Source organism: Gemmatimonadota bacterium (assembly GCA_040388625.1).
GTDB lineage: Bacteria > Gemmatimonadota > Gemmatimonadetes > Gemmatimonadales > Gemmatimonadaceae > Fen-1247.
Window position 1 is genome coordinate 69,565 of the sequence record JAZKBK010000001.1, and the last position, 14,395, is coordinate 83,959.

At 62.3% G+C, this 14,395-nt stretch carries 10 protein-coding genes; all 10 read left to right on the forward strand.

The genetic code is table 11. From position 1 onward, the window contains the following. Positions 1–10: 10 nt before the first annotated feature. The 10 genes from V4529_00310 (at position 11) to V4529_00355 (ending at position 14,112) form a co-directional block, all read left to right on the forward strand. On the forward strand, positions 11–634 hold the full coding sequence (locus V4529_00310) for a type 1 glutamine amidotransferase domain-containing protein (GenBank protein MES2356768.1): 624 nt from the start codon (positions 11–13) through the stop codon (positions 632–634). A 209-nt stretch (positions 635–843) separates the two neighbouring features. After that, complete coding sequence (locus tag V4529_00315) at positions 844–1,461, forward strand: hypothetical protein (GenBank protein ID MES2356769.1); 618 nt, start codon at positions 844–846, stop codon at positions 1,459–1,461. Continuing rightward, positions 1,454–1,867: a transcriptional regulator gene (locus V4529_00320; GenBank protein ID MES2356770.1), complete on the forward strand. Its 414-nt coding sequence runs from the start codon at positions 1,454–1,456 to the stop codon at positions 1,865–1,867. The genes V4529_00315 and V4529_00320 overlap by 8 nt, the downstream gene beginning before the upstream one ends. A gap of 78 nt (positions 1,868–1,945) precedes the next feature. Then, the gene (gene uppS / locus V4529_00325) at positions 1,946–2,641 is read left to right on the forward strand and encodes a polyprenyl diphosphate synthase (GenBank protein MES2356771.1); all 696 of its coding nucleotides are present in this window, start codon (positions 1,946–1,948) and stop codon (positions 2,639–2,641) included. 67 nt (positions 2,642–2,708) lie between these two features. Beyond that, positions 2,709–4,994 (forward strand): ATP-binding protein, encoded by a 2,286-nt coding sequence (locus V4529_00330; GenBank protein ID MES2356772.1) that lies wholly within the window; start codon positions 2,709–2,711, stop codon positions 4,992–4,994. Positions 4,995–5,154: 160 nt separating this feature from the next. Beyond that, complete coding sequence (locus tag V4529_00335; GenBank protein MES2356773.1) at positions 5,155–8,388, forward strand: hypothetical protein; 3,234 nt, start codon at positions 5,155–5,157, stop codon at positions 8,386–8,388. 322 nt (positions 8,389–8,710) lie between these two features. After that, positions 8,711–8,920, forward strand: coding sequence for a cold-shock protein (locus V4529_00340; protein ID MES2356774.1), 210 nt, complete (start codon positions 8,711–8,713; stop codon positions 8,918–8,920). A gap of 219 nt (positions 8,921–9,139) precedes the next feature. Then, positions 9,140–9,694, forward strand: coding sequence for a superoxide dismutase family protein (locus V4529_00345; GenBank protein ID MES2356775.1), 555 nt, complete (start codon positions 9,140–9,142; stop codon positions 9,692–9,694). Positions 9,695–9,808: 114 nt separating this feature from the next. Then, positions 9,809–11,515: a M1 family metallopeptidase gene (locus tag V4529_00350; protein MES2356776.1), complete on the forward strand. Its 1,707-nt coding sequence runs from the start codon at positions 9,809–9,811 to the stop codon at positions 11,513–11,515. 215 nt (positions 11,516–11,730) lie between these two features. Beyond that, positions 11,731–14,112 carry an ATP-binding protein gene (locus tag V4529_00355; GenBank protein ID MES2356777.1) on the forward strand — a complete coding sequence of 794 codons (2,382 nt, stop codon included), beginning with the start codon at positions 11,731–11,733 and terminating at the stop codon, positions 14,110–14,112. The last annotated feature ends 283 nt before the right edge of the window (positions 14,113–14,395 follow it).

Here is a 14,395-nt window from a genome sequence, read left to right on the forward strand (position 1 = left end):
GGCTATACAGATGTCATCAGGCAAACTGGACGGCCGCCGCGTCGCATTTCTGGCGACGAACGGCGTTGACGAGTCGGAATTGGCTGAGCCATGGGCCGCCGTAACCCAGGCGGGAGCGAAGGCGGAGCTGCTTTCTCTGCAGAACGGTGAGATTCAGTCGATCACCAAGGGGGAGAAGGGGCGCAAGTTCAAGGTGGACCGGCTCGTCGCTGATGCATCGGTGCGGGACTACGACGCGCTCGTTCTGCCCGGTGGTGTCAAGAACCCCGATACGCTCCGGATGAATCCGGCTGCGGTCGAGTTCGTGCGGTCCTTCATGGATGCCGACAAGCCGGTCGGTGCCATCTGTCATGGGCCATGGCTGCTAGTCGAGGCGGGCTGCGTGCGCGGCCGGACGCTCACATCATATCCCAGTCTTCGGACCGATATCACGAACGCCGGTGGTGACTGGGTCGATCGAACTGTGATTGCGGATCAGAAGCTCGTCACGAGCCGCAACCCCGGCGACCTGCCGGCGTTCGACGCGGCGCTGGTGGATACGATCGCGAGCGCGATTGACGAACGAACGCTCGATCGGGTGATAGAGCAGAGCTTTCCGGCGAGCGATCCGGCTCCAGGACCGTCAGCGCTGTAGGGCTCGTCATTCCCGCGAAAGCGGGAATCCATGTTATCGATCTCTGGCTACGACGACGGCAGGCGGATTCTCGGCAACAGATGGATTCCCGCTTTCGCGGGAATGACGGATTCCACAGCGAAACCACTAGTCGCCACCCACAATTCTAAATGTACTTTATCGGAAAAAGTACTTGACACCGTGACAGCCACCCCGCAAACTTCGACCCCATGACCAAGGTGCTGCCGATACGCGAGGATCCGGCCCCGGAGCCGCCAGCGTTGCACGCGCGCGCGATGGACAATCTCGCATTCATCAGGTCCACGATGGAGAACGCTGGTGCGTTCACCGCCGTTTCAGGATGGGGGATGGTCATCGTCGGATTCATGGCTGTCGCGGCTTCCTTCATAGCGTCTGCCCAACCATCGACGGCTCGCTGGCTGGATGTATGGCTCGCACTCGCGGCAGCCGGTATCGTGGTCCAGCTCTGGGCGATGCTGGCCAAGGCACGCGCCTCCGGCGTTCCACTTCTATCGGGTCCTGGTCGCAAGTTCGTGCTCGCCGTTTCTCCGCCGCTCCTCGCTGGTGCGGTTCTCACGATAGTCCTTCACCGCGCCGGGATGACCGCGATCCTGCCCGGCCTCTGGCTTCTTCTATATGGCGCTGCCGTTGCTGCGGGTGGCGCATTCTCCGTCGAGATCGTTCCGGTCATGGGGCTCTGCTTCCTTGCCGCGGGCGCGCTCGCTCTATTCACACCGCTCGCGTGGAACGACTGGATTCTCGCCATCGCGTTCGGAGGGTTTCACATTGCTTTCGGAATTCCAATCGCGCGGAGGTACGGTGGCTAAGGCAGGCCGCGCCAGACCCAAGGCGCACTCCCAGGCAGTGGCTCCGGCTTCCGCCGACCACGTCGCACCGACGCCGCTCGCGCCCATCAATGGACGCGCCGTAGACGCCGTGCCTGCCGCGCTCGATCGTCTTATTCATGAACGGTTGCGCCTCGGGATCGTCAGCGCCCTGGCCGTCAATGACGTCCTCAGCTTCAACGAGCTCAAGACGCTGATGCAGACCACCGACGGCAACCTGAGCGTACACGCCAGGAAGCTCGAGGATGCTCGTTACATCACCTGCACCAAGACATTCGAAGGACGCGTGCCGCATACGCAATACTCTCTTACCGCCACCGGAAGATCGGCGCTTGCTCGATACCTGGATCACATGGAAGCGCTGATTCGCGCAACGAGGGAACGCTAGCCAGTGCACTCACCCTCGAAGCCGGCATCAACCGGAACGACGTTACTCACTGGGTCGGACGGTCATCCCAGTGACAAGCTGCACGTGGCAATCATCATGGACGGAAACGGACGTTGGGCAACAGCCCGCGGCCGGCCGCGGACGTCTGGCCACGTAGTCGGAGCGCGGGTCGTGCGCACCATCGTCGAAAGCGCCGAGAATGCAGGCATCGGCGCGCTCACACTGTACGCATTTTCGGCTGATAACTGGAAGCGTCCCACGCGTGAGGTCAGCATGCTGATGCGGCTGTTCAGGCGCTATCTGCTTTCCGAGATGGATCGCTGCGTCCAGAACGGCGTTCGCATGCGGATCATCGGAAGACGCGACCGCATACCGGTCGAGCTGCGCCGGACGGCCGAAACGGCGGAAGAAACGACTCGGGGCGGGACCCGGCTCGACCTCCGCATCGCTCTGGATTACTCCGCGCGCGATGCAATGGTGATGGCCGCCGAGCGTGCTGGCGGGCGCGCACTCACGCGCGACAGCTTCGTGCGGTTGATGAACGAGGTTACGCACGCCGGTCCTGTCCGCGACGTCGACCTTCTGATCCGGACCGGTGGGGAGCAGCGACTCAGCGACTTTCTGCTCTGGGAATGCGCCTACGCCGAGCTCTATTTCACCGATCTCATGTGGCCGGAATTTTCGCCGGCGGACCTGCTCGCGGCTGTGCGCGAGTTCCACGCGCGCGACCGTAGGTACGGTGGCGTCCAGGAGTCTGTAGCGGCGGCAGGTTGATTCCCTAACAGAATCCTCATGGACGGGGCGGTGGCACGATCGCGTGTGAAGCGCTAAGATCACGTTCATGCTCCGACTTTCCCTCCGCCCGAACGTCGTGGCAGCCTACCTGTCCGCCCTCATGGTCTGCGTGATGGGTTGGCTGGCCTATCAGCGAGCGGACGGAGCCCAATCGGTGACCGCGCAGGCACGCAGCGCGCTGGCCGTAATGGACGCGGTGCGCGCGCTCGATGGTCGCATGCGCGACGCCAATCTGGCGGAACGCGATCTCGTAGTCACCGACGATCCACGTTACGCCGGCACTTACACTGCTGCATCGGACGGAACGGTGCGCGCGCTGTCCGCGTTGCGCGATGTTTCCGCGCCGTATCCGGCCGTGGCGGCGCGGCTCGATTCGCTCGGATATTTCGTCCGTCTCCGCCTGGCCGAGCTCGATGAAACCGTCCGACTTCGGCGCGATGCAGGTGCCAAGGCTGCGGCAGATGTCGTGCGCTCGCAGCGCAGCAACGAATCCGATCGCAAGATCGACGAGCTGCTGCGCTCCATCGCGACGACGGTGGATCGCAGCGCATCCGGGACTGCAGCGGGCCTGAGCGCGGAAGGGCAGCTCATACTTCTTCTTATCGCCGCCACCGCAGTGCTGGCGGTGCTGCTCGCCTTTTTCGTGAACATCATGCACGCGCGCAATGTTCGTGCACAGCGCCGCATGACCGAGGAACTCGAGAATCAATCGCTGCAGCTCCAGCTTCAGGCCAACGAGCTGACCGCTACGAATCGTGAGCTCGAGGCCGCGACGACCGAGATGCTGCGACAGACTGTCGAAGCCGAGCGGAGCGAGATGCGGCTCGCTGGAATTCTCGGCTCTGCAACGGACGCCGTCGTTTCGTTCGACGATGATGAGAGGGTCGTGTACTTCAACGCCGCCGCACGACGTCTGTTCGGCCTGGACGAGAATCTGATTCCCGGCGCGCGCATCCGTACGGCAATTGCGGAGCGCAGCTCGCTCGCGTTCGAAGAGCACATGCTCGCGGCGCGCCGCTCAGCGCACCTCGGCGAGGCAAGCCCCGAGGTGTGGGACACGCTGGTCGTTCGCCCGAACGAGGATGAGATTCCAGTCGAAGTGTCGATGGCCTATGCGCGCACTGGAAAACAGGGATTGTTCACGGCGGTGTTGCGCGACGTCTCGCGCCAGCGGCAATTCGAGGAAGAGTTCCGGCAGGCGCAGAAGATGGAAGCTGTTGGGCGGCTTGCCGGCGGAATCGCGCACGACTTCAACAATCTGCTGACGGTGATTGGCGCGTCGAGCGACTTCCTGTTGCACGATCTGCGCGATCAGTCCAGTTCACTGTCGGCCGACGTACGTGAGATCAAGGCCGCTACCAACCGCGCCGCGTCGCTCACGCGACAGCTGCTGGCCTTCAGTCGGCGACAGCTGGTGCAGCCGCAGATGCTCGATCTCAATGCGGTCGTGCGCGAGATGGAGACGATGCTGCGCCGATTGATCGGCGAGAACATGACGCTCTCGACCGAGTACAGCGAGGACATTGGATTGGTGAAGCTCGATCGCGGACAACTCGAGCAGATAATCGTGAACCTCGTGGTGAACGCGCGTGATGCGATGCCAGGGGGCGGGACGGTTCGCGTCTGCACCGGGACTGCTGTCGCCGATACGAATGGAATTCCGGGCGAGTGCGTCACGTTGTCCGTCGCCGATTCGGGAGTCGGGATGGATGAGCAGACGCGCGCTCGAATCTTCGAGCCGTTCTTCACCACCAAGGAGCAGGGCAAGGGAACCGGGCTCGGTCTCTCGACCGTGTACGGAATCGTCAAGGCATCGGGAGGCGACATCGAGGTGCAGAGCGTCCTCGAGGAAGGAACGGAGTTTCAGCTTCGCTTTCCATGTGTCGGTGACGAAATTGCCACGGCGTCGGTCGAAACCCTCGCTCCGGACGCGGGCCGCGGTTCGGAAACCGTCCTGGTGGTCGAGGATGAGGAGCCACTCCGGCGCCTCACGCGTCGTATTCTCGAGTCGCGGGGCTACACGGTGTTCGATGCCGCTGACGGCGAGGAGGCGATTCGCACGCTCGCGTCGGTGTCATCACACGTGGATCTCCTGCTGACGGACGTTGTGATGCCGGGAATGAGCGGGCGCGAACTGGTGGAGTGCCTGCTGCCGGTGTATCCGTGGCTTCGGGTGCTCTTCATGTCTGGCTACACGGAGGACATGATGCTGCAGCACAGGGTGGCGGAGCTCGGGATCACGGTCGTGGAGAAGCCGTTTACGCGCGACGATCTTGCGCGGGCCGTCAGAAATACCCTGGATCGGGCAGCGGAGACGATCGAGATAGCCTGAGCGGCGACTGCTCGCCCTCCTCGGGGAGGCAGCCCCGTAGTTTTGCACCCCGCCACAGCGAATGACGCCGGCAGGTCGTACTTTCCCCAGGATGGAACGACGCGCTGGCCGGCTGGCTGGTTCGCGCCGTCTCAAGACTATTCTCCCACCCGGCGGACTAATGCCTGTATCGCGATGGCTTCGGTTCCTCACTCTTGGTGCTGCCAGTGTTGCGGCACCGCTCTCTGCCCAGGCTCCAGTCGCACGGGCGTCATCGGCTTCCGCGCTCGACTCGGCGACGCTTGCGGGATTCAAGTGGCGAAACATCGGGCCGGCAAATGTCGACGGCCGCATTGCGAGTATCGCCGGCATCGGGTCTCCTTCGCGCACGTTCTACGTTGCGACCGCGGCGAGCGGCATCTGGAAGACCACCAACGCCGGGACCACATTCGAGCCGGTGTTCGAGCACGAGCCTGTGAGCTCCATGGGTGAGATCGCGATAGCTCCATCGGACACGAACGTCATCTACGCCGGCACGGGCGATGAAGACTCGCGGAATTCGATATCTCCTGGCGGCGGAATGTACAAGAGTACGGACGGCGGCCATAAGTGGGCGTTCATCGGACTCAAGGAAACACAGCAGATCGGACGCATCGTCGTGAGTCCGAAGGATGCCAATACCGTGTACGTCGCGGCGCTTGGCCACGCGTGGGGACCGAACAAGGAACGCGGCCTCTACAAGACCGTTGACGGCGGCACCACCTGGAAACTGATCAAGTTCATCAGCGACAAGGCTGGCTTTGTCGACGTGGCGATGGATCCGTCCGATCCGAACACGTTGTATGCGGCGAGTTGGGAGCGCGTGCGTGGTCCGTATTTTCTCACGAGCGGTGGCCCCGGCAGCGGACTCTGGAAGACAACCGATGCCGGCGCTACCTGGACCGAGATCAAGGGCGGTGGCTTTCCGGCAACGATGAAGGGACGCATCGGTCTCGCGATTGCGCCAAGCAATCCGAAGATCGTGTACGCGCTTGTGGAAGCCGATTCGTTGCCGAATCCAAAGAAGAGCACCAGCACCAAGGGGCGTCAGAAGTTGGAGAGCGGACTGTATCGCTCGGAGGACGCCGGCTCCACGTGGACGAAGATGAACGATCGCGATGTGCGGCCCTTTTACTATTCGCAGGTGCGCGTCGATCCCAAGGACCCGAATCGCGTCTACTGGTCGTCGACGCCTGTCAATTTCTCCGACGACGGCGGCAAGACTGTGCGCGATGCGACGATCGGAATTCACGTCGATCACCATGCGATGTGGATCGACCCGAATGACCCGGCGCATTTCATCGTTGGTGACGACGGTGGGATCTCCCAGACGTGGGATCGGGGCGGCAACTACGACTTCATCAGCACGCTGCCCATCGGTCAGTTCTACGCTGTCAGCTACGACATGGCAATCCCGTACCGGGTGTGTGGTGGATTGCAGGACAATGGCTCGTGGTGTGGGCCGAGCCGGCGCGCCCGCGGCAACATCACCAACGCCATGTGGTTTGTAGTCGGTGGTGGTGACGGCTTCTACACTGCGCAGGATCAGACAGACCCGAACACCATATATGCGGAGTCGCAGGGTGGTGCGGTCGGTCGCCTGAACTATGCAACCGGCGAGCGTTCGCAGATTCGCAAGCCGTCGTACCGCGAGCGCTATCAACAGTTAGAAGATTCGCTGGTCATCGCGCGCGGCGATACCACGCAGCCCGAAACGCCCGCCATGAAGAAGACCCTCGCAGAGATAAGGGCTCGCCAGAAAGCGGACTCGATTATCTCCGACATGCGCTTCAACTGGGAGTCTCCGTACATTCTGTCGTCGCACGCGCCGCAGACGATGTACATGGGCGGCAATCGGGTTATCAAGTCGCTCGATCGCGGTGACCACATGTTTCCCATCTCGCCGGATCTCTCGACTCAGGACACCGCCAAGATCAACGTCAGCATGCATACCACCGGCGGCATCACAGTTGATGCAACTGGCGCAGAGACGTATGGTACGGTGACCACGCTCGCGGAGTCGCCTATCCGTGCCGGATTGCTGTACGCCGGCACTGACGACGGCAACGTATGGCTCACTCGCGACGACGGTGCGAAGTGGGAAAATATCAGCACGCGCTTCACCGGGGTCCCGAAGGGAACCGAGGTCAGCCGAATCGAGCCGTCTGCGTTCGACTCCGCAACATTCTACGTTACGTTCGACAATCATGAGCGGAACGACTTCACTCCGTACGTGTTCGTGACGACTGATTTCGGCAAGACATTCCACTCCATCGCGAACGACATTCCGACCGACGCACCGAACTGGGTGCGCGTGATTCGGGAGGATCCTGTCAACCGCGACCTGCTGTTCCTGGGTACCGACGTCGCAGCGTACGTGTCGATGGATCGCGGCGCGCACTGGCAGCGTTTCATGACCGGCCTTCCGACGGTGCCGATTTACGATCTCAAGATTCAGCCGCGCGATCACGAGCTGATCGCCGGAACGTTCGGACGCAGCGTCTGGATCGTCGATATCGCGCCGCTCGAACAGATGAAGGATGCAGCTGCACGCGGAACGGGTACGCACTTCTTCACGCCGTCCACTGCATTCGAGTACGGTGAGTCGCCTGTCGAAGGTCAGGAGACTGGACAGAAGACCTTCCAGGGCACGAGCGCTCCTTACGGTGCGCAGTTCACGTATCGTCTCGCGCCGGGTGTGCGCGATTCGGTGAAGTTCACGGTTACCAATGCAGGCGGCGACACCGTTGCAGTCGTGAACGGACCGCGTGCCTCGGGTGCGTCGATAAGCCGTGCCTATTGGGATTTCCGTATGAAGACGAAGCCGGAGCCGCTCTCGCCATCGCAGCATCGCGATAGCGTGGCGTACATGCAGCGGGTCGACTTCGTTATCGACTCGATGACGAAGGCCGGCGGCAACGCTGCGGAGCTGACCCGCATCAAGGCACAGCTCTTGAGCGGTGGTGGTGGTTTTGGAGGCTTCGGGCGTGGTACTGCACCGAGCGAGCGGTTCGTCGCCCGTCCGGCGGAGTCGCCGGCTCCGCGGGCGCCAGGTGCCGCTGGTCGTCCTGGAGCGGCCGGTGCGCGTGCCGGTGGTCGTGGCGGCCCCGGTGGGCCGGGCGGGGAAGCGCCGATCGACCAGACGCTTCTCAGAGAGGTTTTCCAGCTCGTCAGGATCCCCGGGAGCAGCTATCCGTCCGGCCGCGGGTTCGGCGGTCGCTCGGCGCCGTTGGCTGGCACAGGCGACTACCTTGTGACGATGACGGTGGGAAGCGAGGTGCAGCGTCAGACGGTCCACGTCGAGCGCAGCCCGGGGCTGGACGACGACAGCTCGTCCGGTTTTGCGGGTGAGGAAGACGACGACGGCAACCCGTAACAGGCGCTGAAACGGATCTCCTGCCGGGCTGCGACGCTCGTCGCGGCCCGGCAGGAGGGGTCTTGGGAAAAAAGAATGAAATTGGGGCTTGCGTATTCTCCCGTACACGGTAAATTCATTAGTGCGACGCGTGCATTCGTGTACGACAAGTTCCCATGTAACTAGGAGCCTGGTATTGCAGGCTCCTTTTTGCTGTCCGGCGTTGCAGTCGGGTTAAAACCCGATCCGGGCTAGGATCCCCATCGTGAGGGCACTGATCACGAACACTACCTCATGGTCGTACGGCATACCCATTTCGACCAAAACTGCAAAAGGACAACGCATGCGTACGACCGGTACTGTTAAGTGGTTCAACGACGCGAAGGGCTTCGGCTTCATCACGCCTGAGAATGGTACGAAGGATTGCTTCGTTCATCATTCCGCGATTGGTGGATCCGGCTTCAAGACTCTCGCCGAAGGCGAGCGCGTCGAGTTCGAGATCGTGCAGGGCCAGAAGGGTCCCGCGGCCGAGAACGTAACGAAGATCGGCTAGTAGTCGAGCCACTTTTCGAAGAGAGGGCCAGATCGCGAAAGCGGTCTGGCCCTTTTTTGCGATCTCGTGATCGCCAGCAGCGAACTACCGGACGCCGTATCTTGGGAAACGCTCGCGCCGGCGCGAGGATTGCGCCGTCCTAACGAGATGCGTCGCTCTCTCGCACGGCGACCGGCGCGGAAGTAACCCGAACCACAAACCACGAACGGGGACGAATCGATGTCTATCCTGAAAATTGCTGCAGCGGGATTGTCAGTTGGGACGCTTGCCGCGTGCGCGTCCGCGGGTGCACCGCTCAGCGCAGCTCCGCCCGCCGCAAGTGCACATGCGGTCGTCATGAGTTCCGCGGGCGAGCGCATCGGAACCGCGACACTCACGCAGGATGCCGGCGGCACGGTGCACGTCCACATGAAAGTCGCAGGATTGCCCTCCGGACTGCATGGAGTACACATACATGCAGTTGGTTCGTGCGTCGCGCCGGCGTTCACCTCTGCCGGCGGTCATTTCAATCCGGAATCAAAACATCACGGGTTGAACAACCCTTCAGGACCGCATGCGGGCGATCTTCCGAACATGACCGTGGATGCGTCGGGCAACGCGGAGTACGATGCGAGGACGAGCCGCGTGTCGCTGACGCCGGGTGCGCACAGCCTGTTCGATGCCGACGGAAGCGCGCTGGTGATCCACGCAGCGGCGGATGACAACATGAGCGATCCGGCTGGAAATGCAGGTGCGCGCATAGCGTGCGGGGAGATCATGTCGGGGACCGCCTGACGATCTGCAACGGATTCGGGCGTGGCGGCCGGCCGGTCAAGGCGTAAGATTGTATACGATATCCCGTTCCGGCCGGCCCCATTTGCCCGACCTGTTACCCCCGCAACTCGAGACATGCGAAAGATCACTCTTCTCTGTGCAACCACCTTCATAATGGGCGTGGTTGCAGTCGTCCCGATTGTGCCGATTGCTGCTCAACAGGACACTCCGCGTGTGTTCACTCATGCCGACACGCTGCGCGGCAGCGACACGCCTGAGCGCGCATGGTGGGACGCGACGTTCTACGACCTGCACGTGAAGGTCGATCCATCCGACAGCACGATCAGCGGTTATAACGGCATCACGTACCGCATCGTCAAGCCTGCGCGCGAAATGCAGGTCGATCTTCAGGTCCCCATGGAAGTCGACAGTATGGTGCAGGATGGGCAGAAGGTCAGCTATCGGCGTGACGGGAACGCATTCTTCGTTTCGCTCGTAGCGCCGCAGCCTGTCGGCCATAGCAAGTCGATGACGGTGTTCTACCACGGACGGCCGCGCGTCGCGAAACGCGCTCCGTGGGATGGCGGTTTCGTATGGGCGCACGACAGTGCAGGCCACTCGTGGATCGCGACCGCCTGCGAGGGATTGGGCGCAAGCGTGTGGTGGCCCAACAAGGATCTCGAGGCCGACGAGCCCGACAGTCAGCGCATTGCCATAACGGTACCGGATTCGATCATCGACGTTTCCAACGGCCGCCTGCGGAAGACCACGCACAATGCCGATCACACGACGACGTACGACTGGTTCGTCGAGAATCCGATCAACAATTATGATGTCGAAGTCAACGCCGGCAAGTACGCTCACTTCAGCGATACGTACAAGGGCGAGGACGGTACTCTGACGCTCGACTTCTGGCCGCTCGCGTACAACGTCGACAAGGCCAGGAAACAGTTCCCGCAGGCGAAATCCATGCTCGCATGCTTCGAGCACTGGTTCGGTCCGTACCCGTGGTACAAGGACGGCTACAAACTCATCGAGGCTCCGCACCTCGGCATGGAGCATCAGAGCGGCGTCGCGTACGGCAACCACTACGAGAACGGGTATCTGGGCCGCGATCTCTCGAAGACTGGATGGGGACTCAAGTGGGACTTCATCATAGTGCACGAGAGCGCGCACGAGTGGTGGGGCAACAGCCTCACGGCGAAGGATCACGCGGACATGTGGATCCACGAGAGCTTCGCGAATTATTCCGAGAACCTTTACACTGAATGTCAGGACGGGAAGGCTGCGGGCGCTGCGTACGTGATCGGCACACGGAAGCTGATCAGGAACGACAAGCCGATCGTCGGACACTTCAACGTGAATGACGAAGGCTCGGGCGACATGTACTACAAGGGCGGCAACATGCTGCACACGATTCGTCAGATTGTCAACAACGACGCAAAGTGGCGCGGTATTTTGCGCGGCCTGCAGAAGACGTACCGGCACCAGATCGTAAGCGGAACTGAAGTGGAGAACTACATCAGCAAGCACGCAGGGATCGATCTCGGCAAGTTATTCCAGGAGTACCTCAACACGACGATGGTTCCGACCTTTGAATATCGCATCAACGGCTCCCAGCTGTCGTATCGCTGGTCCAACGTCGTTCCCGGATTCGCGATGCCGGTGAAGGTTTCGCTCACGGATCACGGCACCGCCTTCGTCTATCCGACGGAGACGTGGAAGACGGCCACGCTGTCGCTCAAGTCGCCCGATTCGTTCCATGTGGACGAGAACTTCTACGTCAATTCGCAGAACATGGACAAACCCGCGGAGAAGCCGGCATCGGTCGCTTCGCGGTAATGGGGTGGTGGTGCTCGGGTGCGCTGCATGGGGCTGAGAAATCTGTTCCTCAGCCCCATGCGTGGCGCGGAGCATGGTTGTCGAGGTGGTGCGGTCGCGCGACGACCTGTCTGTGCGAATACGAACCCGGTGGCAACCATGATAAATCCGCTGCAATGCCGTAAATTGCGCGCATGACGCTGCCGCCCAAATCAAGCCCGGCGCCGCATAACGGGGTGCTGGCAGAAAGCTCGCCGGACCCGATTCTCACGATCGACGAGACAAGCACCATCGTCTTCGCGAATGAGGCAGCGGAGCGCGCGTTCGGCTACAGCGTAGGGGAAATGGTCGGACAGTCGCTTCACATGCTGATCCCGGCGGATCTCCGCGAGCGACACGCCGCCGGCGTCGCGCATTACGTGAACACTGGTGTGCGACGGATTGCATGGCAGGGGTTACGAGTGCCGGTCCGCACCAAGTCCGGCACCGAGCTGCCGGTCGAGATCTCCTTCGGTGAATTCGAGTGGCAGGGTCAGAGGCTCTTCTCCGGCTTCCTGCGCGACATATCGCAGCAGGTGGAGAGTGAGCGTGTCATTGGTGCGGCCCACGCTCAGTTGCAGGAGCAGGCGAGCGAGCTCGAGCAGCAGGTGGAAGAAGCTCAGATGCTGACTGAGGAGCTCGAGCTGAGCAACGCCGAGGCGGAGCTGCGCGCGCAGCTTGCCGCGTCGTCCGCCGAGCGCGCGAAGCGGCTGCTTGCGCTCTCCACGGAGTTGAACAAGGCTGCCACCGCATCGGATGTGGCGGACCTGATACTCGACGCGGGGATGTCGGCGGTCGGCGCCGACGCGGGATCATTCGCGGTGATCTCGCACGACGACGGTGGCAGCGTGCAATTCGAAATAATTCGTACCCGTGGCTTCAGCGCAGAGATCTCGGAAGCCTACCGTCGTTTCGATCTGCAGCCAGGCCGGCCGCTTTCCGACGCGGTGCTTCGCGGCGATGTCGTTCTCGTACGCTCGCGTGATGATGCACGACGACGCTATCCGACTGTTGCTGATGTCGGCTACGAGGGGTTTGTTGGCGTACCGGTGTTCATCGGTGGCCTTGCGGTCGCGACCATCGCGTTCAGCTTCAGTGAGCCGCAGGACTTCGACGAGCCGACCGAGACGTTTCTCCGCACCGTGGGACAACAGTGTGCGCAGGCGCTCGAGCGGGCGCGTCTTTATGATGAGCGCGCCGTCCAGGCCGAACGCGGTGAATTTCTGGCGGAGGCGACCCGGCTGCTGTCATCTTCGCTCGACTACGAGGCAACCCTCGCATCACTGACAGAAGCAGCGGTTCCCATGCTCGCCGATTGGTGTGCGGTGGACATCGTGAGGGAACCAAGGTTGCGGGAATGGCCGCCGCGTCTCACTCGGCTCGCCGTCGCACACAAGGATCCGGCGAAGCGCGCACTCGGTCTCACGCTGGAGGAGCGGTTCCCGATCGATTGGGATTCGCCCGACGGTACACCCGCTGTGGTGCGCGATGGTGCAACGCAATTCATTCCATTTGTCACGGATGACATGCTTGGTCGCGCCGCTCGCAGCGCGGAGCATCTGACCGCGCTGCAGCATCTTCACTTCTCGTCGGTCATAATGGTACCGTTGCAGGCCCGTGGTCTCACACTCGGCGTCCTCACGCTCGTGATGGGAGAGTCGGGGCGCCACTATGCGACGGACGACGTGGCGCTCGCGAAGGATCTTGCGGCGCGCGCGGCGACCGCGATCGACAATGCGCGTCTGTTCCGTGAAGCGCAGACGGCGAGAGCGGTTGCGGAGGCGGCGACGGTTCGTGCGGCGTCGGCGAACAAGGCGAAGAGCAACTTTCTGGCGACGATGTCGCATGAGATCCGGACGCCGATCAACGCAGTCCTTGGCTACGCCGAGCTGCTCGCCCTGGAGCTGGCGGGCCCGCTGACCGACGAACAGCGCGCACAGCTGGCGCGAATTCGTGCAAGCACCGCACATCTTCTCACGCTTGTAAATGACGTGCTCGATCTCGCGAAGATCGAATCCGGCACGCTGCGAGTGGATATGGGAGAGGTTCTGGCATCGGATACGATGAACGCGGCGCTGTCGCTCGTGGCTCCTCAGGCGATTGCGAAGGGAGTGCGGATCAGCGAGCGCTGCACCGGTGCCTGCGACACCGACACACCGCGGTACGTAGGCGATCCGGACCGGGTGCGGCAGATACTGGTCAACCTGTTGGCCAACGCAGTCAAGTTCACCGACCCGGGCGGCGCCGTAACCGTCGATTGCAGGCTGGTCGACCATACGCCGCGCGGCCAATCGCTCACGCGCGGGCGGTCATTCGTCGGCTTCAGCATTCGCGATACGGGGATCGGCGTTCCGCGGGAACAGCTGGAGCACATTTTCGAGGCGTTCGTGCAGGGGGAGAGCGATCGTCGCAGCCCGTACACGCGCGAGCAGGCCGGCACGGGGCTGGGGCTCGCGATCAGCCAGCAACTGGCGCACAGGATGGATGGCGAGATAACGGTGGACAGCGAGCAAGGGGCAGGGTCGGTGTTCACGTTGCTGATGCCCGCCGCGGAGCCGCGGGGCGGGGGTCTGGAGTAGGATAGAAGGGCCGGTCGGGGTCCTCGGGAGCGCGGCCCGGACCTGGCGATTTGCGTGCTTGCCCTTTCCGTGCACGCGCCGGATATTATATCCGTGTCAGCGGATATTGTATCCATAATGTTACATCGCAGTCGCTCCGCCCCGTACCATTTCGAGCACGCGTCCTAGTCGATGCGTGTCCAGCAGGCCGTTCCACTACGGTGAACGGCGAAAGTCCCAACCCGACTTCCGCTCCGTCGCGCCGAGTTGACCGTCAGTGGAGTACCTGAAGGCTGGAAAGTGT